Origin of the sequence: Enterobacter sp. 118C5, from assembly GCF_034107645.1 — a bacterium.
In the GTDB taxonomy this organism is placed as follows: domain Bacteria; phylum Pseudomonadota; class Gammaproteobacteria; order Enterobacterales; family Enterobacteriaceae; genus Enterobacter; species Enterobacter nematophilus.
On the sequence record NZ_JAWNEU010000004.1, the window covers coordinates 1 to 26739 of the forward strand.

At 59.1% G+C, this 26739-nt stretch carries 26 protein-coding genes; 2 read left to right on the forward strand and 24 right to left on the reverse strand.

Features of this window, described 5'->3' with window-relative positions; all coding sequences use genetic code 11:
* The 14 genes from UTO39_RS09740 to hpaG all read right to left on the reverse strand — a co-directional run.
* A partial coding sequence (locus UTO39_RS09740) for a GTP-binding protein (RefSeq protein WP_316045185.1) occupies window positions 1-191 on the reverse strand: 191 nt, incomplete at its 3' end.
* Window positions 192-201: 10 nt separating this feature from the next.
* Entirely contained in the window at window positions 202-405 is a 204-nt protein-coding gene (locus tag UTO39_RS09745; RefSeq protein ID WP_003856610.1) for a YbdD/YjiX family protein, read from the reverse strand.
* A gap of 77 nt (window positions 406-482) precedes the next feature.
* Entirely contained in the window at window positions 483-2636 is a 2154-nt protein-coding gene (locus UTO39_RS09750; protein WP_061099346.1) for a carbon starvation CstA family protein, read from the reverse strand.
* 191 nt (window positions 2637-2827) lie between these two features.
* Entirely contained in the window at window positions 2828-3745 is a 918-nt protein-coding gene (locus UTO39_RS09755; protein WP_320727077.1) for a WYL domain-containing protein, read from the reverse strand.
* 177 nt (window positions 3746-3922) lie between these two features.
* Window positions 3923-4435: a 4-hydroxyphenylacetate 3-monooxygenase reductase subunit gene (locus tag UTO39_RS09760; RefSeq protein WP_320727078.1), complete on the reverse strand. Its 513-nt coding sequence runs from the start codon at window positions 4433-4435 to the stop codon at window positions 3923-3925.
* A gap of 17 nt (window positions 4436-4452) precedes the next feature.
* Window positions 4453-6015 carry a 4-hydroxyphenylacetate 3-monooxygenase, oxygenase component gene (gene hpaB / locus UTO39_RS09765; RefSeq protein WP_058678933.1) on the reverse strand — a complete coding sequence of 521 codons (1563 nt, stop codon included), beginning with the start codon at window positions 6013-6015 and terminating at the stop codon, window positions 4453-4455.
* A 178-nt stretch (window positions 6016-6193) separates the two neighbouring features.
* Entirely contained in the window at window positions 6194-7126 is a 933-nt protein-coding gene (gene hpaA, locus UTO39_RS09770; protein ID WP_266179343.1) for a 4-hydroxyphenylacetate catabolism regulatory protein HpaA, read from the reverse strand.
* Entirely contained in the window at window positions 7098-8444 is a 1347-nt protein-coding gene (gene hpaX, locus UTO39_RS09775; RefSeq protein WP_320727079.1) for a 4-hydroxyphenylacetate permease, read from the reverse strand. Before hpaX ends, hpaA begins: the two co-directional genes overlap by 29 nt.
* A gap of 21 nt (window positions 8445-8465) precedes the next feature.
* On the reverse strand, window positions 8466-9263 hold the full coding sequence (hpaI, locus tag UTO39_RS09780) for a 4-hydroxy-2-oxoheptanedioate aldolase (protein WP_320727080.1): 798 nt from the start codon (window positions 9261-9263) through the stop codon (window positions 8466-8468).
* 10 nt (window positions 9264-9273) lie between these two features.
* Window positions 9274-10077, reverse strand: coding sequence for a 2-oxo-hept-4-ene-1,7-dioate hydratase (gene hpaH, locus UTO39_RS09785; protein WP_061099339.1), 804 nt, complete (start codon window positions 10075-10077; stop codon window positions 9274-9276).
* A 130-nt stretch (window positions 10078-10207) separates the two neighbouring features.
* A complete protein-coding gene (locus UTO39_RS09790; RefSeq protein ID WP_320727081.1) occupies window positions 10208-10588 on the reverse strand; it encodes a 5-carboxymethyl-2-hydroxymuconate Delta-isomerase in 381 nt (126 codons plus the stop codon).
* A gap of 9 nt (window positions 10589-10597) precedes the next feature.
* The gene (hpaD, locus tag UTO39_RS09795) at window positions 10598-11449 is read right to left on the reverse strand and encodes a 3,4-dihydroxyphenylacetate 2,3-dioxygenase (protein ID WP_061099337.1); all 852 of its coding nucleotides are present in this window, start codon (window positions 11447-11449) and stop codon (window positions 10598-10600) included.
* Between the two features lie 2 nt (window positions 11450-11451).
* The gene (gene hpaE, locus UTO39_RS09800) at window positions 11452-12918 is read right to left on the reverse strand and encodes a 5-carboxymethyl-2-hydroxymuconate semialdehyde dehydrogenase (protein WP_320727082.1); all 1467 of its coding nucleotides are present in this window, start codon (window positions 12916-12918) and stop codon (window positions 11452-11454) included.
* Window positions 12915-14192 (reverse strand): 4-hydroxyphenylacetate degradation bifunctional isomerase/decarboxylase, encoded by a 1278-nt coding sequence (gene hpaG, locus UTO39_RS09805; protein WP_320727083.1) that lies wholly within the window; start codon window positions 14190-14192, stop codon window positions 12915-12917. The genes hpaE and hpaG overlap by 4 nt, the downstream gene beginning before the upstream one ends.
* Before the next feature lie 271 nt (window positions 14193-14463).
* Between hpaG and hpaR the strand changes: the two genes are divergently transcribed.
* Both hpaR and tsr read left to right on the forward strand, forming a co-directional pair.
* Window positions 14464-14904, forward strand: coding sequence for a homoprotocatechuate degradation operon regulator HpaR (hpaR, locus tag UTO39_RS09810; protein ID WP_023334396.1), 441 nt, complete (start codon window positions 14464-14466; stop codon window positions 14902-14904).
* 83 nt (window positions 14905-14987) lie between these two features.
* Window positions 14988-16652 carry a methyl-accepting chemotaxis protein gene (tsr, locus tag UTO39_RS09815; RefSeq protein WP_266179336.1) on the forward strand — a complete coding sequence of 555 codons (1665 nt, stop codon included), beginning with the start codon at window positions 14988-14990 and terminating at the stop codon, window positions 16650-16652.
* Window positions 16653-16677: 25 nt separating this feature from the next.
* Here the strand turns inward: tsr and UTO39_RS09820 are convergent, their stop codons facing one another.
* The 10 genes from UTO39_RS09820 to opgB form a co-directional block, all read right to left on the reverse strand.
* Window positions 16678-17205, reverse strand: coding sequence for a GNAT family N-acetyltransferase (locus UTO39_RS09820; RefSeq protein ID WP_320727084.1), 528 nt, complete (start codon window positions 17203-17205; stop codon window positions 16678-16680).
* 29 nt (window positions 17206-17234) lie between these two features.
* A complete protein-coding gene (locus UTO39_RS09825) occupies window positions 17235-17708 on the reverse strand; it encodes a hypothetical protein (protein WP_061099332.1) in 474 nt (157 codons plus the stop codon).
* A 1-nt stretch (window position 17709) separates the two neighbouring features.
* Window positions 17710-18450 carry a winged helix-turn-helix domain-containing protein gene (locus tag UTO39_RS09830; RefSeq protein ID WP_320727085.1) on the reverse strand — a complete coding sequence of 247 codons (741 nt, stop codon included), beginning with the start codon at window positions 18448-18450 and terminating at the stop codon, window positions 17710-17712.
* A gap of 127 nt (window positions 18451-18577) precedes the next feature.
* A complete protein-coding gene (locus UTO39_RS09835; protein WP_320727086.1) occupies window positions 18578-19534 on the reverse strand; it encodes a spore coat U domain-containing protein in 957 nt (318 codons plus the stop codon).
* Window positions 19525-21816, reverse strand: a complete 2292-nt coding sequence (locus UTO39_RS09840) for a fimbria/pilus outer membrane usher protein (RefSeq protein ID WP_320727087.1) — start codon at window positions 21814-21816, stop codon at window positions 19525-19527. Before UTO39_RS09840 ends, UTO39_RS09835 begins: the two co-directional genes overlap by 10 nt.
* Window positions 21737-22513 carry a fimbria/pilus periplasmic chaperone gene (locus UTO39_RS09845; RefSeq protein WP_320727088.1) on the reverse strand — a complete coding sequence of 259 codons (777 nt, stop codon included), beginning with the start codon at window positions 22511-22513 and terminating at the stop codon, window positions 21737-21739. Before UTO39_RS09845 ends, UTO39_RS09840 begins: the two co-directional genes overlap by 80 nt.
* Before the next feature lie 2 nt (window positions 22514-22515).
* Window positions 22516-23013: a spore coat protein U domain-containing protein gene (locus UTO39_RS09850; RefSeq protein WP_320727089.1), complete on the reverse strand. Its 498-nt coding sequence runs from the start codon at window positions 23011-23013 to the stop codon at window positions 22516-22518.
* Window positions 23014-23045: 32 nt separating this feature from the next.
* A complete protein-coding gene (locus UTO39_RS09855) occupies window positions 23046-23585 on the reverse strand; it encodes a helix-turn-helix transcriptional regulator (RefSeq protein WP_320727090.1) in 540 nt (179 codons plus the stop codon).
* A complete protein-coding gene (locus UTO39_RS09860; protein ID WP_320727091.1) occupies window positions 23582-24220 on the reverse strand; it encodes an EAL domain-containing protein in 639 nt (212 codons plus the stop codon). Before UTO39_RS09860 ends, UTO39_RS09855 begins: the two co-directional genes overlap by 4 nt.
* A 180-nt stretch (window positions 24221-24400) precedes the next feature.
* The gene (gene opgB / locus UTO39_RS09865) at window positions 24401-26692 is read right to left on the reverse strand and encodes a phosphatidylglycerol--membrane-oligosaccharide glycerophosphotransferase (protein ID WP_320727092.1); all 2292 of its coding nucleotides are present in this window, start codon (window positions 26690-26692) and stop codon (window positions 24401-24403) included.
* Window positions 26693-26739 lie beyond the last annotated feature (47 nt).

Here is a 26739-nt window from a genome sequence, read left to right on the forward strand (position 1 = left end):
CAGCCGTTGGTCAGGGTTTTGATCTGCGTGGCGCGGTCGCCGATTAATTGATCGTCAACGGAGACTTCGCCAAATTCGTTTTCGATGACGGCGATTTTGAAGCCGTGCTGTTCATTCAGGATGTGGCGCAGCAGGGTGGTCTTACCGGCGCCGAGGAAACCGGTCAGCAGGGTAACGGCAATCGGGGTCATGGTCTCTCCTTTAGCAGCAGCGGACGCCGCCTTCTCCACTTCCGCCGTAGCGCGCTTCCTGCCGCTCGCGGAAGAATTCGGTGTAGGTCATGTACGGCTTATCCGGATGGTTGGTCTTCATATGCTCAACGTAGTTGTCATAGTCCGGAATGCCAATCAGCATTTTCGCCGCCTGACCGAGGTATTTTTTCGCTTCGCCTAAGTTACCAAACATTGAGGGTTCCAGACAGGAAAAGCCCCTCACCCCTGCCCTCTCCCCAAAGGGGAGAGGGATAGGGTGAGGGGGGGGGATTAATGGTGTGAAGAGGTCTTCACGCCGCCTTCCGGTACCGGCACGTACGGGGTTTCTTTATCCGTACGGCCTTCGGTGTTGCGCACTTTCATCCAGGTTTTGATGCCGTAGAAAATAATGCTGTACACCACCACCAGGAACAGAATGCTCAGACCCGCGTTGGTGTAGTTGTTCACCACGATATGGTTCATGTTGGCAATCTGCTGCGCGGTGAGGTCCGCGCCGCCTGCGGCAATCTTCTCTTTGTACTGGTTAGCCATGAAGAAGAAGCCTTCCAGCTGCGGGTTGGTGCTGAACAGCTTCAGGCCCAGCGCCCAGGTGGTGCAGAGCAGCAGCCACAGTGCAGGCACCACGGTCACCCAGATGTATTTGGTGCGTTTCATCTTCACGAGGACGACGGTGCCCAGCACCAGGGCGACGGCTGCCAGCATCTGGTTAGAGATACCGAACAGCGGCCACAGGCTCTTCACGCCGCCGAGCGGGTCGACAACGCCCTGATACAGCAGGTAGCCCCACAGGCCTACGCAGCCGGCAGTACCCAGAACGCCCGCTACCAGAGAGTCGGTTTTCTTCAGGAACGGCACGAAGTTGCCCAGCAGATCCTGCAGCATGAAGCGGCCCGCACGGGTACCGGCATCCAGCGCGGTGAGGATGAACAGCGCTTCAAACAGAATACCGAAGTGGTACCAGAAGCCCATGTCCGCCCACGGCAGCACTTTGTGGAACACGTGTGCAATACCCACGGCCAGCGTCGGTGCGCCACCTGCGCGGTTCAGCACGGACGGTTCGCCAATGTCTTTCGCGGTCTGCATGATCTGCTCAGGCGAGATCACGAAGCCCCAGGAGCTAACGGTCGCCGCCGCGTGTGCGCTGGCCTCTTTCAGCTGCGCCATGATCAGCGCGGTATTTTCCCCGCCCATCTCATGCAGGTTTGGCATGGTGATGCCCAGACCCGCCGGCGGCGTGTTCATCGCGAAGTAGAGGCCTGGCTCGATAATTGAGGCCGCAACCAGCGCCATGATCGCCACGAAGGACTCCATCAGCATTGCGCCGTAACCGATAAAGCGCGCGTCGGTTTCGTTAGCCATCAGCTTCGGCGTGGTGCCGGAGGAGATCAGGGCGTGGAAGCCGGACACGGCACCGCAGGCGATGGTGATAAACAGGAACGGGAACAGGGCGCCTTTCCACAGCGGACCGGTGCCGTCAATGTACTGAGTCACCGCCGGCATTTTCAGCTCAGGGTTGATGATCACAATCCCGATCGCCAGCCCGACGATGACGCCGATTTTCAGGAAGGTCGCCAGGTAGTCGCGCGGAGCCAGAATCAGCCACACCGGCAGCAGGGCGGAAACGAACGCGTAACCGATCAGCGCGAAGGTGATGGTGGTGTCTTTAAAGGTCAGCGCCGGGCCCCAGTACGGGTCGTGCGCAATCACGCCGCCGAAGTAGATGGAGGCGACCAGCAGCACGATACCAATAACCGACACTTCACCCACGCGGCCAGGGCGCAGGAAGCGCATGTAGATGCCCATGAACAGCGCAATCGGTACGGTGGAGCAGACGGTAAAGACGCCCCACGGACTTTCGGCCAGCGCTTTCACCACGATCAGCGCCAGCACCGCCAGGATGATGATCATAATCAGGAAGCAGCCAAACAGGGCGATAGTGCCCGGCACGCGGCCCATCTCTTCTTTGATCATCTCGCCCAGCGACGAGCCGTTACGGCGCGAGGAGATAAACAGCACCATAAAGTCCTGCACCGCACCCGCCAGCACCACGCCCGCCAGCAGCCAGAGCGTACCCGGCAGGTAGCCCATCTGCGCGGCCAGCACCGGGCCGACCAGCGGGCCCGCGCCTGCAATGGCGGCAAAGTGGTGACCAAACAGCACGTAGCGGTTGGTTGGCACGTAGTTCAGGCCGTCGTTGTTAATGACCGCCGGGGTGGCGCGCGTCGGGTCGAGCTTCATGACCTTTTGCGCGATGTACAAGCTGTAGTAGCGATAAGCCACAAGATAGACGGAGACCGACGCGACCACGATCCACAGGGCGCTTACGTGTTCGCCCCGGCGCAATGCGACAACCGCCAGACAGAAAGCACCGAGGATCCCGAGTAAGGCCCAGGGCACGTGCTTAAGTAGTTTTTTAGTATCCATAGTAAGACCTGGTTTTTTATGTAAAGAAAAAAGGGTCAGGGTTCGTTGTGAGGAGGTATTGATTAATGCTGGAGCGATCGTGCCAGATCCGCGCGCGCGTAAAGGACGGTAAATGCGTGAGTGGTTGAAAGTGACGGGTGAGCGGTCAAAGAACGCGGCGAGTGGTTCAGGCTCGCCGCTGGCGGGGGCAATTATGTGATTGAGATCACGTGATTTTCCGGGCTGCGCTCCATCGACAGGTAGCTTTCCAGCGTCTTGATGAGCTTCTCCTTCAGCCAGCTCGGCTCCAGGATCTGAATGTTCGGCAGCCAGTAGAACAGCAGCGGCAGGATCTGGTTTTCGTGTGCCGCCTGGCAGCGCAGCGTGACGCCGCCGCGTTGTTCCTCCAGCAGCTCCTGTTCCGGCAGAAGATCGCGGCGCAGGAAGTAATGTGAAATATTATCCTTAATGAATATTTTCACGGTGAAAGTATTTTCTGACACCCACGGGTCGAGGCTTTTTTCCAGCAGTTCCCGAACATTTTCATCAGGGGTGAAAAAGGTTTTTTGAATATCAAACCAGCTAATCTGGCTTAATGAAAAGGATTTCAACCGGCTATTTTCGGTAGCTTGTAAATACCATATATTTTTTTTGTTAATGAGTTTATAGGGATTAATCAGACGGGTTTTACCCTTATAAACGATCTGACAGACATTTTGGTTCTTAATCGATTTCTCGATTTTCGCTAAATGGCGGCGGATATCACGCTGCACCGTGTGCTCTGCGTCATTACTAAGGATAAGAATATGGTTTTCGTCGACGCGCGCCTCCAGCTTTTGCCAGAAGTCCGTATTTCTCTCAGGGAAAAAATTATCGGCATTCAGGAAGTTAGCCAGAGCGTGATGTAATCCCTGCCCGCCGGGAGATTGGGCGGAGTGGATCAGTCGATATAGCCCGTTACCGGTATGTTCAACAATGGGCGAGAGCGCATTTAAATCCCGGTAGACGGTACGCTCGGTAATTTTAAATTTCTCCATTAGCGCACTGCGGTTTACCACGCCGTGTAAATGTAGCTCAAGGAGAATATCGACCAGACGTTCAGCCGAGCGGCTCCGCGTCGTTTTAGCCATAAGGTCTTCCTGTATATTGGGTATGCGCTGAACAATGCAAAAAGCGCTGACCGGAGATGTCAGTATTCAGGCACAGAAAATTTCTCTTATGGATGTATAACGGCGTGATTTAGCGGAAACCTTAGGAATTTTTGTAGAAAGCGGCGCTGGCCCGAAAAAAGGCCAGCGCGAGGGGGATCACTCGACGGCTTCCACCTCCATCATGACCGGGTGGAAACGGCGCTTAAAGTAGATCAGGCCGTGTCCCGCGTCACTCAGGATGATGTTTTTCACTTCGACAAGATAAACCAGATGGGTGCCGATGGTTTGCACCTGGCTAATCTCGCCTTCCAGGCTCGCCAGCGCGCCTTTCAGCACCGGCTGCCCCAGCGGGCCTTTCTGCCAGCAGGAGAGGGCAAAGCGCTCCTCCATTGCCATCCCCGTCATCCCGGCGAAGTGGCGGGCCATGATCTCCTGCTCGTGGTTCAGCACGTTGACGCACAGCCTGCCGTTGCCCTGAAAGACCGGGTTCATGGCGCTGTTGGCGTTGATGCAGACCATTACCGACGGCGGGGTATCCGTCACCGAGCAGACGGCGGTGGCGGTAATGCCGCAGCGTCCGGCGTCGCCCTCGGTGGTGACCACATTGACCGCCGCCGACAGGCTGCTCATTGCGTCGCGAAAACGCAGGCGTTGTTCATCTGAATGCATTGCAACCTCCCGCTGCGCTATTTCAGCAGCTTGTCGAGCATGTTGATATCGCTGTTGTTGTGCAGGTGCGGCACCGTCCAGCCGTGCTGGTCGTACTCGGACATGCAGCGGTCGACCATTGCCATCATCTTGTCCATGTTGCCGGAGCTTTGTGCCTGACGCAGACACTGCAGGCGGATCTCGTCCTGGCTGCCGGAGTAGTTGATTTCGTACAGCTCGTGGCGGCCGCCAAACTCGCTGCCGATGGCGTCCCACATCAGTTTTAAGATCTTGATGCGTTCGACGTGATCCATGCCGTTGGAGCCGCGCACGTATTTCGCCAGATACTGGTCGATCTGCGGGTTGTTCAGATCCCGCGCGCTGGACGGGAGGTAGATCAGCCCGGACGTCACGTTACGCTCGATGATGTTCTTGATCTTCGCGTAGGCCATCGGGGCCATCACGCGGTAGGTCTGCAGCGCCGCGTGGTCCGGCAGGTACGCGCCGTTGACCCACGGGGTGGCTTCGGAGCACATGGAGTCGCTCAGCGCCCAGAACATGTTGCGCCAGGCCACCACTTCGCCGAGATCCGCCTGCACGCCGCGGAACTCCAGGGTGCCGGTGCATTCAAGGGACTTTTTCAGCAGGGCGGTGATGAAGTCGAGCTTCACCGCCAGACGCACGCAGGCCTGCAGCGGGTACATGCGGGCGAAGCCGCCCTCCATCGTCCAGCGACGGCAGCGGTCGAAATCGCGGTATATCAGCACGTTTTCCCACGGGATCAGCACGTTATCCATCACCAGGATCGCGTCGTTCTCGTCGAAGCGGCTGGAGAGCGGGTAGTCGTACGGGGAGCCGGTGGCGCCTGCCACCATCTCATAAGAGGCGCGGGAGATGAGCTTCACGCCTTCGGCATCCATCGGCGCGACGAACATCAGCGCGAAGTCCGGGTTTTCGCCCATCACCTGCGCGGAGCCGAAGCCGATCATGTTGTAGTGGGTCAGCGCCGAGTTGGTTGCGACGACTTTCGCACCGCTGACGATAATCCCGGCGTCGGTCTCTTTCTCCAGCTTGATATAGACGTCCTTCACCTCGTCCGCTGGCTTGTGGCGGTCGATCGGCGGGTTCACGATGGCGTGGTTGAAGTACAGGCCGGTTTCCTGGATGCGGGTGTACCAGTTACGGGCGTTCTGCTCGAACTGGCCGTAGAAGGCCGGGTTAGCGCCGAGCGCGCAGCCGAACGCGGCCTTGTAGTCCGGCGTGCGGCCCATCCAGCCGTAGCTCAGGCGCGACCACTCGGCGATGGCGTCGCGCTGCTGGCGCAGATCGTCGGCGCTTTTCGCCACGCGGAAGAACTTATGGGTGTAGCCGCCGCTGCCGGTGTCGGTGCCCCAGCACAGCGTGTCCTGCATGTCCGGCTTGTGCAGGGCGTCGTACATCTGCGCGATGGAGGCCGCCGCGTTGCGAAACGCCGGATGGGTGGTGACGTCTTTAACGCGCTCGCCGTAGATATAAATCTCACGACCGTCCTGCAGGCTTTTTAAATACTCTTCACCGGTTAACGGACGTTTGGCATCAGCGCGGAACTCTTCAGGCTTCATAGGGACCTCGTATCGGAAAATGGTTTGTTAAATTTATGTTTTGTTTTTGTTGTTTAATTGAAGCCTGAGAGGGGCGTAACGTGAAGGGACGATTAGGACAACGGCGGGTACTTTTCGCGAGAGATCGCAGAGTGTGATTTCCCTCACCCTAACCCTCTCCCAAAGGGAGAGGGGACGGTTACTCCCTCTCCCTTTGGGAGAGGGCAGGGGTGAGGGGAACAGGCGACACCGGTACTTTCTGCGCCCGATACGCGCTGGGCGAGCAGCCCGTCAGGCGATTGAAAAAGCGGGCAAAGTAGGCCGGATCCTTAAACCCCAGCTGCCACGCGATCTCGCTGACCGTACTGTCGGAGAAGAGCAGCAGCCGTCTGGCTTCCCGCAGCTGGCGGTCGAAGATAATCCGCTTCGGCGGGCGGTTGGCGAAGCGGCGGCAGATATCGGTCAAGCGGGATTCGGTCAGGTGCAGCTCGCTGGCGTATTCCGGCACCGTCCAGTGCTGGTGGTAATGCTCGTCAATCAGCTGGGTAAACCGCTGGAACAGCTTCAGCTCGCCGCGCATACCGCTGGCAGCGTGGTCGTCGAGCTTCGCGTTGCGCAGCAGCAGGGTAAACACCGCCTGCGCCAGCAGAACCAGCGTGTGCTCGCGCCCCGGCAGCTGCTCCGTGGATTCCCGGGCGATCAGCTGCCAGTAGTGCTTCAGCGCCGCCAGCTCGTCCGGCTTGTCGGCAAGCGACAGACAGATCCCCGGCAGGCCAAACGCTTCCCGCGTGCCGGGGTAGAGCACCTCAAGCAGCGGCCAGATCAGATCCTCGCGCACCGTCAGCACGTGGCCGTCGCTGTCGGATTCGGTGATAAAGGCGTGCGGCACCGACGGCGGCGTCAGCACAAACAGCGGCGCCTGCACCGAATAGCGGTGGTCGTCGAGCTGGAGCTCAATCTGCCCGGTGTCGAGAAAGTGCATCTGAAAATACTGGTCGTGACGATGCGCCTGCATGTCGCGGCCAAAAAAGGCCGCCATGCGCGCGAACGACTGGTAGTGCACGTCGTCGGTGCCCAGACTTTCGTCGTACTCCTTGCTGATATCAATGTTGGCGATGGGGCTCTGGCACATGGCCGCTCCTCTGCCGATCCCGCTGCGTCATCGGAATGCGCGTCAGCACCAGCGCGCCGACCACCAATAGCCCGGCCACAAACCACAGCCCGGAGCTGAAGCTGCCGGTCGCGTCGCGCAGGATCCCAATAAGCAGCGGGCTGACGGCGGATCCGACGTTACCGATGGCGTTGATCACCGCCAGCGCCACCGCGCGGGACTGGAGGCTAATAACCTGGTCCGGCGTGGTCCAGAATATCGCCATGGCGGTAAACGATCCGGTTGAGGCCATGATGATGCCAAGCAGCTGGATCAGGCTGTGATCCGTCGCGGAGGCCAGCATCCATCCCGCCGCCGCGAACAGGTACGGCAGGATGGTGTGCTTTTTTCGCTCTTTCAGCCTGTCGGAGCGTCGGCTCCACCAGATCATCCCGAGGATGGTGCAAAACTGCGGGATCGCCGCCAGCAGGCCGATGACGATATTGCTGCTTCCCGTGTTGAAGCTTTGCAGGATCTGCGGCGTCCAGATGTTGATGGCGCTCAGCGTGTTGGTCAGGCAGAAGTAGGCCAGCGTGTAGAGCAGCACCGCAGGGGTCAGCACCTCGCGCAGCGTCGACCGCGGCGTGACGGGCTGGGCAATGGCGATCTCCTGCTCGCGGGCGATCATCGTTTTCAGCGCCTGCTTTTCATCGTCGTCCAGCCAGGTGGCCTGATCCGGCGTGTCGTTGAGGTAGAACCAGGTCACCACGCCGAGCACTACCGACGGCAGCCCTTCCAGCAGGAACAGCCACTGCCAGCCCTTCAGGTTCCACAGGCCGTCCATCGCCAGAATATACCCGGAGAGGATCGAGCCGAGCATCATGGTTACCGGCATGGCGATCATAAACAGCGCGTTGGCGCGGGCGCGGTGATAGGCGGGGAACCACCAGGTGAGGTAGACCAGGATCCCAGGCAGAAAGCCAGCTTCGGCGATGCCCACCAGCATACGCAGCACGTAAAGCGTTTCCGGACTGGTGGCGAACATGGTGCAGGTGGAGGCGATGCCCCACACCACCATGATCCCGGCGATCCAGCGCCGTGCGCCGATCTTCGCCAGCATGATGTTGCTCGGGATCCCGCACAGCACGTAGGTGACGTAAAACAGCGTCGCGGCCAGGCCAAACATGGTCGACGTGAGGCCCAGATCTTTGCCCATCGTCAGCCCGGCAAAGCCGATATTGATGCGATCGAGAAACGAGAAAACAAACAGGATAAAGAGGAATACGATCAAACGACGGAACAGCTTGTTGATCGCGCGATGTTCTATAGCTTTCTTATCTTGCAGGGTAGAGGTCGTCATGCTGCGCTCCAGATCTTACGTTTAGTAGACGGATTTATTGTTATTCACTGACGTAACCGGTTGTTCGATAAAGCGCGCCGCCAGCGCTTCGGCGCCGCGGGCGAGCAGGGTAGTGTCGACGCCGACGGCGACAAACAGCGCGCCGAGCTCAAGATAGCGTTTTGCCATCTGCTCGTTCGCCATCAGGATGCCGGGGGCTTTGCCCGCCGCACGGATCTGCGCGATCGCCTGCTCAATGGCGGCCTGCACCTCCGGGTGCTGCGGGTTGCCCGCAAAACCCATGTCGGCGCTCAGATCCGCCGGGCCGATAAACACGCCGTCGACGCCCTCCACGTCCAGGATCTGCGGCAGGTTTTTCAATGCCTCGCGGGTTTCGATTTGCACCAGCACGCACATGGCGTCGTTAGCCTGATGCAGGTAGTCCGGAATGCGGTTCCAGCGCGACGCTCTTGCCAGGGCGCTGCCGACGCCGCGAATGCCCGCAGGCGGATAGCGCGTGGCGCTCACCGCCAGCCGCGCTTCGTCGGCGTTTTGCACCATCGGCACCAGCAGGGTTTGCGCGCCCACGTCCAGCAGCTGTTTGATCTGCACCGGATCGTTCCACGACGGGCGCACCACCGGCTGGCTGGGATAGGGGGCGATGGCCTGTAATTGAGTTAACACGGTCTGCACGCTGTTCGGCGCATGCTCGCCGTCGATCAGCAGCCAGTCGAAGCCTGCTCCGGCCAGCAGTTCGGCGCTGTAGCTGCTGGTCAGCCCCAGCCATAGCCCGATTTGCGGACGGCCCGCCTTCAGCGCCGCTTTGAATGCGTTTTGCATGGTTGTCTCCTTACACAAAGCGGCAGCTGATGGAGCCCATACTGCCGTAGTCGACGTGGAAGGTGTCGCCTCTGCTGGCGGGCACCGGGCGGGTAAAGGAGCCGCCGAGGATGATTTGGCCGGGCTCAAGCTGCACGTCGTACGGGGCCAGCTTGTTCGCCAGCCACGCTACGCCGTTCGCCGGGTGGTTAAGCACGCCTGCCGCAACGCCGGTCTCTTCAATCACGCCGTTGCGGTAGAGCAGGGCGGAGATCCAGCGCAGATCCAGCTCGTCGGGCTTAATCGGACGGCCGCCGAGGATCACTCCGGCGTTGGCGGCGTTATCGGAGATGGTGTCGAACACCTTGCGCGGGCGCTGGGTCTCCGGGTCGACGTTGTGGCAGCGGGCGTCGATTAGCTCCAGCGCGGGGATGACGTAGTCCGTGGCGTTGTAAACGTCGAAGATCGTGCAGTTCGGGCCGCGCAGCGGTTTTGCCAGCACGAAGGCCAGCTCCACTTCGATACGCGGAACGATAAAGCGATCGACGGGGATGTCGCTGCCGTCGTGGAAGAACATGTCGTCCAGCAGCGCGCCGTAGTCCGGCTCGCTGATCTGCGAGCTGGCCTGCATCGCCTTCGAGGTGAGGCCAATCTTGTGGCCTTTCAGCACGCGGCCTTCGGCAATCTTCAGACTCACCCATTCGCGCTGGACGGCGTAGGCGTCTTCAATGGTGATCTCCGGGTACTCAAGGGAGATCGCGCGGATCTGCTCCCGGGATTGTTCGGCCTGATGCAGGCGATGGGCGATCAGGGTATGGGTGTGTTTATCGAGCATGGCGATATCCTGTTGTACGTTTGTTTTCTCCCTCTCCCTGTGGGAGAGGGTCGGGGTGAGGGCATCAGGCCGCAGAGATTTCCCCTCACCCTAACCCTCTCCCAAAGGGAGAGGGGACAGACCGTGCGCGTTACTTAAACAACGCGTGCACGTTGTTTTGTTTGTAGTTGAGCGTCGGGTGCAGCTCGTCGAGCTCGAAAGACAGCGCCAGATAGCGGCTCGCCATCAGCTCTGCAAAATGCGCTTTGATCAGCGCAAACAGCATCTCACCCACGGCTTCCCGGCTCTCCAGGCTGCGCCCGGCGCCGATCTTCAGCGTCATGTGCACAAAGGCGTAATCGTGCCTGCCGTCGGCCATCTGCCAGGTATCCAGCCAGTGGGCGCGGCTGCGGATGCCGCCGAGCGGGAAGATGCCCGTGGCGGCCAGCGCGTCGTTAACTTTGGCGAACAGCCCCGGCAGGTCGGCCTGCTCGCGGATGTTGTCGGTGCATTCAGCTATAAAGTGCGGCATGGTGGCTCCTTATGCGGGCAGCGGGAAAACGGCGTTAACCTGGCCGGTGCCGGAGCTGGCGAACAGATCGGTGAGAAACTCCACCTTGCCGTCGTATTTGTCCCAGCCGAGCATCCCCAGCAGCATCACCGTGTCGTGCATGTTTCCCTCGCCATAGCAGTAGTCGGCGTACTCTGGCAGCATGCTGCAAAACTCTTTGAACTGGCCCTCGCGCCACAGCTTCACCACCCGTTCGTCCATCTGGCGGTCGAACTCGCGGGTGTAGCTGTTCATCCCCTCTTCCGCGCGCTGGTCGTCGATGAAGCGGTGCGACAGCGAGCCGCTGGCGAGTACCGCCACGGTGCCGTCGTATTTTTCGATAGCGCTGACGATGGCCTCGCCCAGCCTGCGGCTGTCGGCGAAGTCGTGAACCGTGCAGAACGCCGAGATGGAGACCACTTTGAAGTGTTTATCCGCGTTCATGTAGCGCATCGGTACCAGCGTGCCGTACTCCAGCTTGAGGCTCGGGATGTTGTGCGCTTTGGCGCGCACGCCGAGCTTCACCGCCTCGTCGGCGATCAGCTGGCCGAGTTCGGGGTTGCCGTCGTAGTCGTAGGTCATGTCGCGGATAAAGTGCGGCAGCTCGTTGCTGGTGTAGACGCCTGAAAAATGGTCCGCACAGTTAATGTGGTACGCGCTGTTCACCAGCCAGTGGGTGTCGAACACGATAATGGTGTCCACGCCCAGCTCCCGGCAGCGCTTGCTGATTTCTTTATGCCCGTCGATGGCCGACTGCCGACAGCCGTGGTTTTTGCCCGGCAGCTCGGAGAGGTACATCGACGGGACGTGGGTGATTTTTGCCGCTAACGCTAATTTTCCCATGATCAGATCCCCCATTTTGGAATCGGATGGTCGCCCATGGAGATGCAGACGTTCTTCATCTCCGCGAACACCTCAAAGCTGTACTCGCCGCCCTCGCGCCCGGTGCCGGAGGCCTTCACGCCGCCAAACGGCTGGCGCAGGTCGCGCACGTTCTGGGTGTTGACGAACACCATGCCCGCTTCGATGCTGTGCGCCAGGCGCAGCACCTTGCTGACGTCCTGGGTCCAGATGTACGACGCCAGGCCGTACTCCACATCGTTCGCCAGGCGCAGGCCTTCCGCCTCGTCCTTAAACGGCAGCAGGCAGGCCACCGGCCCGAAGATTTCCTCCTGCGCGACGCGCATGCGGTTGTCGACGTCCGCCAGTACGGTCGGGCGCAGGAAGTTGCCGCCCTTCAGGTGTGCAGGCAGATCGGTCGGTTTGTCCGGCCCGCCCGCCAGCAGGGTTGCGCCTTCCTCAATGCCGAGGCGGATATAGCCGGAGACTTTCTCCCAGTGCTGCTTGCTGATGAGCGCGCCAATCTGGGTGTTCGGATCGGTCGGATCGCCCACGCGCAGGCGGTTGGCGCGCTCGGCGAAGCGCTTGACGAATTCCGGGTAGATGCTCTGCTGGATGAAGATGCGCGAGCCCGCGGTGCAGCGCTCGCCGTTGATGGAGAAGATGGTGAACAGGGCGGCGTCCAGCGCGCGCTCGATGTCGGCATCTTCAAAAATCAGCACCGGGGATTTGCCGCCCAGCTCCATGGAGTATTTCTTCAGCCCGGCGTTTTTCATGATGTTGCGCCCGGTGGCGGTGCCGCCGGTGAAGGAGACGGCGCGCACGTCGTGGTGGCGCACCAGCGCGTCGCCTGCCGTCGCCCCGTAGCCCTGCACCACGTTGAGCACGCCCGCCGGAATGCCCGCCTCCAGCGCCAGCTCGCCCAGACGGTCGGCGGTCAGCGGGGAGAGTTCAGACATCTTCAGCACCGCGGTGTTGCCCAGCGCCAGGCAGGGCGCGACCTTCCAGGTAGCGGTCATAAACGGCACGTTCCACGGCGAGACCAGCGCGCAGACGCCCACCGGCTGCACCAGCGTGTAGTTGAGCATCTTGTCGTCGACCGGGTAGGTTTTGCCGTTCATCTGCTGGCACACCTCGGCGAAGAACTCGAAGTTGTGCGAGGCGCGCGGGATGAGCACGTTTTTGGTCTGGTGGATTGGCAGGCCGGTGTCGGCGGTCTCCATGGCGGCGATCTCGGGCACGTTCTGGTCGATCAGATCCCCCAGGCGACGCATCAGGCGCGCGCGCTTCTTCATCGGCAGGTTGGCCCATTTCGGGAACGCTTCTTTAGCGGCGGCAACGGCCTGATGAACCTCGGCTTCACCGCCGGAGGCGACTTCCGCTAATACCTCGCCGGAGGCCGGGTTAGTGGTGTGGAAGTACTCGCTTCCGGCGACGTTTTTACCGTTGATCCAGTGGTTAATCTTTTTCATTTTGCAGTCTCCTCGCTGACAATCCGGTTCACCAGGCGGCCCACGCCCTCCACTTCCACCACCACTTCGTCCCCCGGCACCACGTCAGACAGCCCCTTCGGCGTGCCGGTGGCGATCATGTCGCCCGGCTGCAGGGTCATAAAATCGCTCAGGTACGCAATCAGGTACGGAATGCTGAAGATCAGATCCGCCGTGGTCCCTTCCTGGCGCAGCTCGCCGTTGACGAAGGTGCGAAGACGAAGGTTGTGCGGGTCGGGGATGGCTTCTTTTGGCACGATGTTCGGGCTGATGGGCGTTAGCCCGTCGCGGCTTTTTACCCGCAGGTTCGGGCGATAGTAGTTTTCGAGATAGTCGCGGATGGCGTAGTCATTGCAGACCGTGTAGCCCGCCACATACTCCATCGCCTCGGCTTCGCTCACCTTATGCGCGGTTTTACCGATGACCACTACCAGCTCCGCCTCGTAGTGCATGTATTCGATATTGTTCGGGCGCACCGAGGTCTGGCTGTCACCGTTGAAGGTGTTCGGCGCTTTGATAAACACCAGCGGCTCGGTGGGCGGCTTGAAGTCCAGCTCGCTGGCGTGGTCCGCATAGTTCAGGCCGAGGGCGAACAGCGTGGCGTGCGCAGGCGTGCGGTGGGCAAGGGCTACGTCGTGCTCGTTCACCACCGGGTTTTCCAGCGGCGGGAAACCTTCCGCCAGGATCCGCACGCTATCGCCCGGGCGGATCTCAACCCGGCTTTGCGGGGTGCCGAGCAGGATCGCATCGCCGGGATTGAGGGTGGCGAATTCGCTCAGGGCGCTCAGCAGTTCGGCGGCGCTGCGCTGCAGGTCGGCGGTGTTCCAGTGGTCCGCTTCGCGGCCGTTGATCTCGGTGATGATGGTCAGGTTGTCGACGTTATCAACGGCGGCGAGTTCGCCAAGCGGGCAAAAGCCGTCCCGGCATTTGGCCTTGATGGCCGGGCGGTAGAAGCTCTCTTCCGGCAGGCTCACTTCGTTGGCCAGCGCATATCCCGCGATGTATTCCGCTGCCTCCTCCACGCGCACCCTGCTGGCGGTTTTCCCCACGACCAGCGCCAACGTCGCGCCGCTTAACACCGTTTCCCCTTGAGGGAAGGGAATCGGTTCGCCCGCGCGGATCGCCGTGTTGTGCGGTTTGATAAACCACACCGGCGTTTTTGGCGGCGTGTTGTAAGGGGCTTTTTTAAACGCCTCAGCCCAGGCTTCTCGCTGGCTTTGGTGGTTCAGCGCGACGGCAAAAACGGTACCTTTCATTCACCTACTCCTCACCCCGACGGTCCGGGTTATGATTTCATTAATATGTTAATGATCTGTTTTTATGCTTTTGCTGTTTATTTCGCAATCAGAAGTGAAGAATTTGTGATATGAATAACAATAAATTTACATATTGTTTTTTATTACTATGTAAATCAGATGGTTAATAAAATTGATGGGTTTCTGTTAGACTTTCTGGCAGAAAACATGTTGTTTATAAAAACATCTTTTATGAATTGTTTACTTGTTAATGATGTTAAGGGGAGAGGCTATGCATGATTCATTAACCATCGCGCTATTGCAGGCGCGGGAAGCGGCGATGTCCTACTTCCGTCCGATTGTGAAACGGCATAACCTCACCGAGCAGCAGTGGCGCATCGTGCGCGTGCTGGCTGAACATCCGTCGATGGATTTTCACGATCTGGCGTTTCGCACCTGCATTTTGCGCCCGAGCCTGACCGGCATTCTGACGCGCATGGAGCGCGACGGCCTGGTGCTGCGCTTAAAGCCGGTGAACGACCAGCGCAAGCTGTACGTGTCGCTGACCAAAGAGGGGAATGCGCTGTACGAGCACGCCCAGGCGCAGGTGGAAGAGGCGTATCAGCAGATTGAGGCGGAATACACGCCGGAGAAGATGAAGCAGCTGACGGCGCTGCTGGAAGAGTTTATTGAACTCGGAAACCGGCATAACGCAGCGCGGGAAGAAGAGTAAAAACCACAAATTCCAGGATGATTTTCGTAAAGTTTTCCCTTGCCAGGCCGAAAATTCTGTATCTGTCTGAGGAAAGAGAAAACATGTTAAACCGTATCAAGATTGTCACCAGCTTAATGCTGGTTTTAGCTATATTTGGCCTTTTACAACTCACATCCGGTGGTCTTTTCTTTAATGCTCTGAAGAATGACAAAGAGAATTTCACCGTTCTGCAAACCATTCGTCAGCAACAATCCACCCTTAACGGGAGCTGGGTTGCGCTGCTGCAAACCCGTAATACCCTGAACCGCGCGGGCATCCGCTACATGATGGATCAGAACAACATCGGCAGCGGCGCGACCGTTAACGATCTGATGCAGATTGCGTCTGCCTCGCTGAAACAGGCGGAAAAAAACTGGGCTGACTATGAAGCCCTGCCGCGCGATCCGCGTCAGAGCGACGCCGCTGCGCTGGAAATCAAACGTAACTACGATATCTACCACGGTGCGCTGGCTGAGCTGATTCAGCTGCTGGGGGCGGGCAAAATCAACGCCTTCTTCGACCAGCCGACCCAGAGTTACCAGGATGGATTCGAGAAGCAGTACGTGAGCTACCTGCAGCAGAACGACAGGCTGTACCAGATGGCGGTTGAAGACAGCAACAGCTCCTTCAGCCAGGCGATCTGGGTGCTGATCAGCGTGCTGGTTGCCGTGCTGGTGGTGATCGTGGCCGTCTGGCTGGGTATCAAGCAGGCGCTGATCTCTCCGCTGACGCGCCTCATCGACAATATTCGTCACATCGCCAGCGGCGACCTGGTGAAGCGCATTGACGTGGAAGGTTCTAACGAGATGGGCGAACTGGCCGACTCGCTGCGTCATATGCAGGGCGAGCTGGTGCGTACCGTGGGCGACGTGCGTAACGGCGCGAACGCTATCTACAGCGGCGCGAGCGAAATCGCGATGGGCAATAACGACCTCTCTTCCCGTACTGAACAGCAGGCCGCTTCCCTGGAAGAGACCGCTGCCAGCATGGAGCAGCTGACGGCAACCGTTAAGCAGAACGCCGAAAACGCCCGTCAGGCGAGCCACCTGGCGCTGAGCGCGTCTGAAACCGCGCAGAAGGGCGGCAAGGTGGTGGACAACGTGGTGCAGACCATGCGTGACATCGCGGGCAGTTCGCAGAAAATTGCCGATATTATCAGCGTGATCGACGGCATTGCCTTCCAGACCAACATCCTGGCGCTGAACGCGGCGGTAGAAGCGGCGCGTGCGGGCGAGCAGGGCCGCGGTTTTGCGGTGGTAGCAGGGGAAGTGCGTAACCTGGCCCAGCGCAGCGCCCAGGCAGCACGTGAGATCAAGAGCCTGATTGAAGACTCCGTGGGACGCGTGGAAGTGGGCTCTACGCTGGTGGAAAGCGCCGGTGAAACCATGGGCGAGATCGTGAATGCGGTGACCCGCGTGACCGATATCATGGGCGAGATTGCGTCTGCGTCCGACGAGCAGAGCCGCGGTATTGACCAGGTGGGTCTGGCGGTGGCAGAGATGGACCGCGTGACCCAGCAGAACGCCTCGCTGGTGGAAGAGTCAGCCGCGGCGGCGGCGGCGCTGGAAGAGCAGGCGAGCCGCCTGACGCAGGCCGTGGCGGTGTTCCGCATTCAGCAGGAGCAGATGAAGGCGCGCGAGTTCGCTGCCGCGAAAAGCGTTGCCGCGCCGGCGATGTCGCGTAAAGTCGCGACGGCGGACGCGGGCGATAACTGGGAAACGTTCTGATCCAGCGCGTTGTGCCGGGTGGCGGCTACGCCTTACCCGGCCTACGGTTAAGAGGCAGGCGCATGGCACAGCGCGATTCATACGCTAAACCGTGCGCCGTCTCTTCTTCGCGTTTTTCACGCAATTCAGGCGTCAGCGTCGTCATTATTTCAAACCCCATCCGCGCATAGAAGGGCGCATTCCACGGCACGTTGCGGAACGTCGTCAGCGTCAGCGATGTCAGCCCCAATTTACGGGCATGGTCAGCCGCACGGGCGATGAGCTGCCGACCAATCCCTTTTCCCTGCCAGGCCAGATCGACCGAGAGCTCCACAATAAACAGCGACGAAGGGTGCGCTTCAGTGAGGATAAACCCCACCGGACGGTCGTTCGCCAGCGCCAGCCAGCTTAGCCCCCGTTCGGCATAGTCGAGGTGCTGTTCAGCGGAAATGACCTCGCCATCGGCAAGCCAGGCGAGATCCGGGTCGTCACGAAAACGCTCACCCGCCGCGCGTTCTATGGCGGGCAGAGCGGCAACGTCGTCGCTGGTGGTAGGGCGGATGTAAATGTTCATGGCGGGAAGTATAGCCTGACCTCCCGGCATTATTCCGAACAGACCAGCACCGGCGAGTAAAAGTTGCTAATCACCAGCGCATCCTGCGGCGTGCGCTCTATCGTCAGGAGCCTTTTTTTCCCCAGCGTCAGGCCGGCCACGTATTTTTCAAATACGCCGGGCGGCATCGCGTCGTGGCTAAAACGCTCCACTTTTTGAATGACGATCTCATACAGTTCCCCCTCCACGTGCCGCCATTTAAACATCTCCTGCCGGGACACTTCCCATTTTTGCGGGGCGTTCTCGACGTTGCCGTTCAGCGTGATGTAACCGGTTTTGTCGGGGTGAAACCGCATGATGATCTCCCCATCAAAGGTGAAATCGTGATTGTCGCGCCTGTCGGAGAAGGTAAGGTTACCGTCGCACGCCACCGACAGCGGCGGCGTGTAGAAGTACCACGCCAGCGCGGCGCCGGCCAGCATCAGGTTAAAGATCAGAATGAGCCAAATTTTTATCTGTCGCATATCACCACTCATAATAGTAAAGCGTACGACAGGCGCTCGCTTTGCCCTGCGTGAGGGAACACTGGGAAAGCACCAGCCGCCCTTCGTGGCCGTAGAAAAGTGTTCTCTGGATGTGCATATAGAAAATGGAATTTTTCAGACACGGGAGATGACCGTCCTGCTGAAGGGTTTGCGCCAGGGTAATCGCCTTTTCATGAAACACATCCGCCAGCGGCGTAAAGGTGTAGACCGGACAGGTGCCGATATGGGTCAGCAGATGGATTTCCCGCTGCGGGTTTTCCGGCTTGATCGCCGTTATCCAGAGGCATAGCGTCACTATCGCCAGGGTAAGCGCGCCGCAGAACAGCAGTTCCGGTCGAACGCGCCATGCCGGTTTCGCCGTTTTGGCGGCCGGGGGCGATTCCTCCAGAGAAGTTACCGTGACGTCGGCGCTGAGCATAAAGCCCGTCTTAGGGACGGTGACGATAAACAGCGCGTCGGGAAGCAGGCTTGCCAGCATTTTGCGCAAAATACTGATGTACTGGTTTAACGAATTGTTCGAACCCTGGAGCCCACGCCGATCCCAGACCTCATGGAGAAAGGTGTCCCGTTCAACCACGTTCCCATGATGCTGGACCAGCAGCTTTAAGAGGGTATTGGCCGTACAGGTGAGGATCTGCGCATCCTCATCCGGCGCATTGATAAGAGAAACAGAACCGTCCTCGTCGTTGTAGACGATGGCGTCAGCAAGCAGGTATTTCATAAGTTGTTGTAAAACAGACAGAGATAATGAAAAAAGAGAAGGTGTTTACATCTTCTAAGCAGAGCCTGCTGGCTATTTTAACGCCATTGTTACCGATAACATTGATCCAGACGGGATTTTGAGTGGTTTAATAAGTCAGCGTAATTATCACGTCGTCAATAAATTCCCCGGTACCACTCAGCGGCTGCGCCGGGACTTCTCCGTAAACGGTGAAGCTCTGAGTGCCGCCTGTAGGGTTGGTGACGTGCAGCGCATCGCCGCTGCGCCAGTCGCCCCAGCGTTGCGTGGCAGCGGCATCCTGCCAGAGCCCGTAGCGCAGGCACTGGCCTTCATCGTTGCAAAGCTGCCGCTGAGTGCCGCTGGCATGGTTGCCGTTGCCCATGGCAAGGGTAAACGCCGTGCCGGCCGGACAGCGCGTGGTGAGCGTTGCCGTGGAACGCGTCGGGCGCAGCGTGGCGGTGCTGTTCAGCGTGCCAAAGTTAAGCGGCGTGACGCGTTCTATGAAGCAACCCTGGCCGATCTCGGCCTGCGCGTTGGTGCCACCCTGCACCTGCTCTCCCTCCGCGGATCCGTCCGAGCAGTTTTGCAGCGCCTCCTGACGGGTGGCGCTGTGCCAGGCAATGCGCAGATTCATGTTGTAGTTGTAATAGTGGTACGCCGGCAGCTGGTTTTGCCCGGCCGGGAGGATGGCGATAAGCGGAAAGCTACCGCTGACGCTGGCATTGCTTTCCGCAGTCAGGGTCTGCTGAATGAGGTCCCCTCTGCTGGCGGGGCCCAGCTCCTGAGAACGCGCGACGCCGTTAAGCAGGCGAAAGAGCAGAATGTACTGTTTCCCCTCCTGGTCCCCGTTCGAGAGCATCTGAAAGGGCGGCGTATCAATGCTGCTCAGGCAGACGTTGATATATTCCATCGTGCCGTTATTGTCGGCCTGACAGCTAAATTTTACCTCGGTGTTGGTCGAGGCGGCATTGCCCGCTATGACGCTGCCAAAGTTGATAACGGCGGGTGAGGTTATCCAGCATGCTGCCGCCATCGCCTTCATGGACAGCACGAGCAGCAGCAATAACGGTGCTCTTAATGACACAGTTGTTCTCCGATATTCTGAATTGATGACGCGGTGCGCGGGGCCGGAAGCGTGACCCGGCACTCCCCCTCGCCGGTTTTTACCACCAGCTCACCCGGCAGGGGCGGATCTTCAAGCCAGATAAAACCGTCGCGTCCGACGATGGTCGCGCCGCGTGGCGTTGAAACGATGCTGCCCAGCGGGAGCGGCTTGTGGCGGCTGTCAACCAGCCGGGCCTGAACCGTCACGGCGTGATGGACGTTAAAATCGACCTTTACCGCGCTGCCGTTGCCCGGTATGGCATTCATGTCGGTGACGGGGGCCATCACGTCGGCCGGAAGAGCCAGCGGATTGATGCTGACTTTGCTGCTGTGGTATTGCGGCAGGTCGGTCAGCAGCAGATAACCGTTTTCATCGGTTTCGCCTGCCGGGCGGTTTTCCAGCATCACCGGCACGTGTCCAATGCCGTGAGTGGAGACCAGCGCCAGCCCCTGCTGGCTATAGCGGAGGGCGTGAAGGCTGCCGTCCAGCAGAGTCAGGCTGCCTTCGGCGGAGGCGTACTGGTTGCCAAGCTTAGCGCCTTGCTCCAGCCCGACGTGCCACTCGCCTGCATGGCCCAGATAGCCCACGTCCGCATAGGTGTCCCGGCGCCCACCAACGCTTTGCCCCAGCTGCCATGACCAGCCGCCGAGCCGATCGTCCGGCTGGTGGCGATAATCCATGCGCGACGTCTCGCGGCTGGTCTGAACGGAGAGGGTATCCGCACGACCTAACGGTACCGATAGCATAAGCTGAACGTTACTCGACGAATCCGTAAACGAACGGGTATAGCTCAGCGTGGTGGAGAGGTGGGCCGGCAGCGAGACGGACCAGGAGGCGTTGAGGTAGCGCTGCCTGCTGCCCTGAATGTTTTGCTGCACCCAGCCTGCGCCTACGGTACCGAAATGGGGAACGGAGCGGCTTAGCCAGACGCTATCGCTGCGTCTGACCGGCAGGGCACCGATCGTGCGGGCGTTATCGGCAAAGTCGGCATCGGTACGGACGGTGCTGGCAGAGATGCCCGTTCCGCCGCCGTTCCATTGCCAGCCAAGGCCCCACTGTTTTCCCAGACCGTAGGGGCTGTCGCTGAAAGCAACATGCTGGCTAACAATCCCTATGTCGGGCGAGATCAGCCAGTCGACGCCTGTCCCGACATTGTGCAGTTTGCTCTGCTGTTCCGTATGCAGCGTCAGCGTCAGCCGGTTATTCACCCCATAGCGCCAGCCCGCGTCGAGCACGGGCGAGGGGGCATAGTCATTGGAGCGCAGGGCGTAGTTTTGCCGCATCCAGCCGATATCCAGCGAGCCGCTGCTAAGCCCTTCCGCCAGCATCCCCGGCGCGCCGTAGAGATCGAGCTGTACGGTACGACGCTGACCGTTGATGTCGGTAATGACCACCTGCGCCTGTCCGCTTCCGGTGAAGGAGGGCAAGGTATCCAGCAGAAAATCCCCTGGCGTCACGCGCTGGCTGCTCTGCTTCAGCCCGTCGATGTAAAGATCGACCGTTGAAGGCAGGACGGCAGTGTCGCTGTAGCGGCTGCGCGGTTCGGTGTTGAGCTGCGGATTGAGCTCAAAATTCCGCGCCCAGTGCAGGCCGCCAAAACGTACCTGCCGGCTCCAGCGGGTGCCCGTAGTGATGCTGTCGCCCAGCGCCAGGCTGGTCAGCGAGTCGGTGTTGTCCCACTGCCAGCGGGTTTCAAGACGCGTGTGGCTGGGGCGACCCGCGCTGTTTTCCTCTCCGACATGGCTTGAAAAGCTGCTGCTGAAGGTGCCGGGAAGCGCCCCGGATGCGGTCAGCGAGGTCTGGGCGTTAAGCTGGCGGTTTCCTTGGGAATTGCTGGCATAGAGGGCATACCCGAGCGTAAACGCGCTGATGGGCTGCGCCTCGGGATAGCGGTACTGCGCGGTCGGCCTCTCAGTAGTCAGGTGCTGCTGGCCGTCGAGCGCCTTTGCGTCGGCGGTCAGGGAGACCTGCTGGGCATGTAAATTAAGACTAACCTTCAGGCCCGGCAGGGACGTCAGTTCAACCCACTCGCTGTGGTCATCCGGGGCGTGAAGCCCCAGCTTTTTGAGATCGTCCCGGTCAATCCACAGCGCCTCATCCACTACCCGGCAGGCCCACAGCTCTCCTCGGGGAGCGTGATTCACCGTGATGGCCAGCCATTGTACGGTGTCTGCGGCGGGTTCAGCCCGGGCTGACAGCATGAGCGGTAGCCAAAGCAGGAGCGCGAGTAGCGAGCGGGCGCAGGGGGATCTGGCTGGCATGGTGGTCATCATTGAGAAAGGCGCGCAGCGCGCTGAGCGTGTGGTGTGAGGCCTGCTTAAGTGTCACAAGCGCGGTCTGTCCCGGCAGCACGTAGCCCGCCAGCCCTTTCACCGATCCCACAACCTGCCCGCTGGCCGTCAGGGCCTGCAGGTGGCTCAGGCGAATATGGCTGTTTCCGGCGTTAAAGCAGCGGATCGTTCCCGGGGTCTCCGCCTGTTCGCAGCTCAGGGCATCGCGGCTGACGGGCGTATTCTGGTTTCCGGCAATAAAGACGGGAATCGAGTAGCGCAGCAGAAAGTGCACCCCGTTGGGATTGGCCGCACGGGCCGGTGCATCCGGCAGCTCATCAATGACCAGCCGGTAACTTTGCTCCTGTTCACGGATGCCGGGCTCCATAACGATGATTCGCACCAGCTGCTGCTGGCCCGGCGCCAGGGAGGTCATCGCCGGGCTGCTGACCACCTCGTCGGTGGTCGTTAACACATCTTTGCCGTTTTGCTGGGTCCATTCGTAAACCCGAATCTGGGCATGGATGGCCGCTTTACCGCTGTTAGTGAGGTAGACCGCGGATGCTCTTTGGCCGCTCTGGAGATCGAGCGTCACGGGGGCCACCTGAAGCGTGGCGGCCAGCGCGTAGCGCGACAGCAGCGTCAGCATCACTAGCCACAGAATGAAGCAGGGAAGACAGCGTCGCATGATCAATACACCAGATTTAAGGTGACATCATCGCTGTAGGCGCCCGCCTGCGCGGTCGTCAGCGCCCCTGCGTCAATCACGCCATACAGCGTCTCTTCCTGCTCCATACCGTTGCCGGTATCGGTCAGCCCATCGGTGCTGGTGATCTGCGTCTGTTTGCCCTCATCGGCAAAAAGTTTCCATGCAATCTTCTGTGCGCCCGTTTCACCGTTTTCAGGCTTCAGCCAGAAGGTGCCGTTTTCGCTGTTATCGTTGCTGGTGGCGGAGAGGGTGAACGGCGTACCGTTGGTACAGACAATATCGACCTGCGTTTTGGCCTGAATTTCGCTTGATTCATCCGAGCCGTGGCGTGAGAAATTAAGGTCGTTGGCTTTGAGGGTGCAGGATTTTACCACCTCAAGTGAAACGTGCATCGTCGCGCTTGCGGTGCTGTCTGCGGCGATCGCAGCGGCAGGAAGCAGGAGAGCGGAGCAACATACGATAGTTGAGATAATTTTCATAAGCTTATTTCCTGACGTGAATAACAGTGCAATTACAAAGAAGTGGCCAGAGCGTCCAGCAGGCAGAGTTTTCGATGGAATTCCGCAAGGCTATGGCAGCAAAATTTGTTCATCGCGTTACGCTTGTGGGTGTAGATCGTTTTCGGTGACTTATTGAGGATTTGTGCGATACGCACCTGGCTGAAACCTTTGTGAAACAGCATGCAAACCCGCATTTCCTGGTACGTGAGCGTGGCGGTATTGTCGAAAGAGAAGGTCATGTCGCTAAAGCAGTGGCTCAGCTGGGCAAGGGAAACATTGCCCGGGACCACTCTGACCCGCTCACTGCTCGGCAAGGCGTTAATGTCGTTGACCCAGGCCGTGTCCGTAAATAACAGCCAGCTCTGCCCGACGTGCGCGTTGAGCAGCTCCTGCAGGCGCAGCAGCCCTTCTGGCGTGACGTTGTTGATCCAGTACGCTTCAGGACGAGGGGACACGGCCGTCGCTATTATCGAATGGAGGCCGAGCCAAAAAAACGCGTTGCTGCTCAGAACGATGACCTGATAGCCCGCATTCCGGATGAAAGGCGTCATTTCATACCCCACAGATAACCCTGGCCGTAGTCGGCCACGCTGGCGCGGGCCAGCGCGAAATCGCCCGCGGTTTCGATGCCCTCTATGAGTACCTTACTGGCGACACGCTTGTACTGACGGGTGAGATGCAGGAACTTCGCCTGCTCGGTACGTCCGCTCCAGAAGGTATGTTTGTCTATCTTGACGCCGCAGAAGCGGATCTGGCTGGCAAGCAGCTCGGGGAGAATGTCTTCGCAGACGTCGTCGGCCCACACTTCTATGCCCCACTGATGGAGCATCGCGATGCTTGTTCGCAGAGATCGGCTTTGCATTTCGTCGAGTTGTACCATCGTATGGAGGTCGGTAACTTCGATAGCCAGCCTCTCCGGGCAGGAGGTTTCTTCTTTCAGCCTGTCGAGGAAGTCCGGTTCCAGCAGTAAATCCGATGTCGCGTTGAGGTAAAACTTGTCGCCTTCTTCGCAAGACAGGGTATGGCGAAGCTGCGCAAAGAAGTGTTCTTTACGCTGCGTAGAGGGCATTGAGCTAAAGTAGTCTTCAAGATTGACGTGGGGCTTTGCCGTGGACAATACCTCCCAGGCAATCACATTTTCACTGCGCAATGCCCGGATGGACTCGAACTTATAGCCGGTTAGCATGATAAAAGTGTGTAACGCTCCGTGGTGATTTCAGGAGCTGTGAATTTTATAGAGTGGGCTTTTGGCGGGATATTTATAAATAAAAATGCATTATATAAAGCGTTTTTATCTAATTTATAATCTTTATATAGAATTTTTTATTTTCATAACCGCCCGGCAGAACGCCGGGCGGGAAATGCGTTAGCCTTGTTTGCCGACGATTTTAATTTCAACCATACCTATCCCGAGCTGGCGCGGTGAATGGCCGAGAATATTCCCTTCATTGGTGGACTGCGGGTCAGGCGGCACAATCACCAGGGTATTGCTGCGCGATGGATTGGTGAAATGCAGCGTGTGAGTGCTTACGTCATTTCCAAGCGTCAGCGTCTGCTCCTCATCGCCCACGCGCACCGGCACGGGCTTATTCGCGTTGGGTCCGTACGCTCTTGCTGTGATCACCAGATCGAATTGCTCTGGCAGCGGATGGGTGTACTCAATTTTCACCTCGTTGCCCAGCTGCGCGTTTGACCAGCGTCCCCAGGACTCCGGACGGGAGATGCCGCTAAACTGCTTCACTTCTTCAGGCGCGCCGGCCACGTTAAAGATGAAGCTGTCCGCTTTATAGCGAATGTCGTTGTCGACGATTTTCAGCATGTCGATGTTGTGCTGATAGCGCGCCGTATCAATCACCGTATCTTTAAAGGCGGTTTTGCCTTGCCACTGGGCTTTGTCGACATGCTGCACGGTTTGCTCCCCGCCAAGCTGGCCCTGAGAGACGCACCAGTCTGTAGAGAGCGCCAGCGGCTGCGACCAGAGCTGACCCATTTTGTAACACTGGTCAATCCAGACGAAGTTATCGCGAGGGGCGAAATCGGCCAGCTGGAAGCGCAGCGGCGCGGAATATTCGCTCTCCGGCAGCGGTTCGACGCGGCTATCCGACACCCGCACCAGCAGCGGCAGGCGGAAGTTGCTGCCGGAGAAGGCAACGGTGTTTTTATCCCGATCGACGGTGAAGTCTTTCATCTCTTTCGGGAAGTTCCACAGGCGGATGATGTCGGGCTTCCAGGCGAGGATTTTCTCCTTCATGTTGAGGAACACTTCCGACAGGGATTGCCCGGACAGGGTGCTGCGCCCAAGGCCAATAAAGTTGTCGCCGCCCAGAATATCCAGCACCGTCGCGCCGTTATCCATGGAGTTGCGTTTGGTGGCGATTAACTCCTGCTGCGGCTGGTCTCCGCGCAGAACGAAGAACAGATTGCTGCGGTCCTGCTTGTTGAGCCGATCCCACGCGCTGTTTTTCATCGCCAGGTGATCGGACGAGACCACGATGACGGTGTTTTTAAACCAGGGCGAGGCTTTGATTTTTTCGACCAGCGCGGCGATATGCTCCTGGCTACAGGTCACGGCGCTGAAAGACTTGTTGTTTTTGCCGTCCACGTCATAGCTTTTACGCTTACAGGTGCGCGAGACGAACCCGTCCGGATGGTGCGTATCTACCGTCAGCGCAAAGAGAGAAAAACGCTTCCCGGCGCGGGAAAGTTCCTCGAATTTCTTCCAGGTTTCGTCCAGCACCGTATCGTCATAGAAGCCCCAGTCGTTGCGGTAGGTCGGATCGGCAACCGTGGTTTTTAACTCTTCTGAGCCGTACAGGTGGTCGAAACCGTGGGATTTCAGGAACACGTCTTTTCCGGCAAAGCGCAGGTTTGCTCCCTGCATAAAGTAGTTTTCATAGCCGGAGTTTTTCAGGATATCGCCCAGGCAAATATTCTGCGGGAAGAACGTCGACATCGAGGCGGAGGCGTTGCCTTCAAAAGGCGCGAACAGCGGGATACCGCACTGGGAAGCCACCATTCCGGCGATAGTGTAATCCGTGCCGGGCAGCTGCATGGTGTGGCTGAAATCGAGACCTTCGTTTTTCAGCGCGCCCAGTTCCGGCGTGAGGTTCGGAAACGCCTCGTTATCAAAGTAGGTGCGCTCCAGGCTTTCACCGTAAATGTAGACAAGATTGAGCTTCGGGTTGGCGATCGTTTTCGACGGCTCTTTGTAGTAGGCCACGAAGTCCGGATCGCCGTCGCGCGACTGGGATTTTACAAGCTCGGTGATCTGATGAAACGCGGGGCTGGCGTCGACGGAGGCCAGCGCCAGGAAAAGCGCCAGCAGGCTGTAGCCATGATGGTGAGGAAGATGTCGGCGGCGGCGCAGCACCCAGGCGAGCGCGCCGAAAATCGTCACCAGCGCCACGATCAGTCCCAGCCCCGGCAGGATGTATTTACCCACCCCCGCGCCCGTCAGGCTGTTCGTCAGGGTGTAGAGCACAGCATCGTTAATGCCGTCGCCGGTGAAGTAATCGCTGGCGTATAAGGTAATGTTTAAAATGATAAAAATGCCGAGTACCACCAGCGTGGCGATAAACCACCAGGTGTTGCGGCCGGCTTTCCAGGCATAAACGCCGATGGAGGCCAGAAAAAGGATAAGAGAGATGAATTCTGACAACAGCATATCCTCATGACGCCAGGTGCTTCGCTGGCTAACCGTTTATT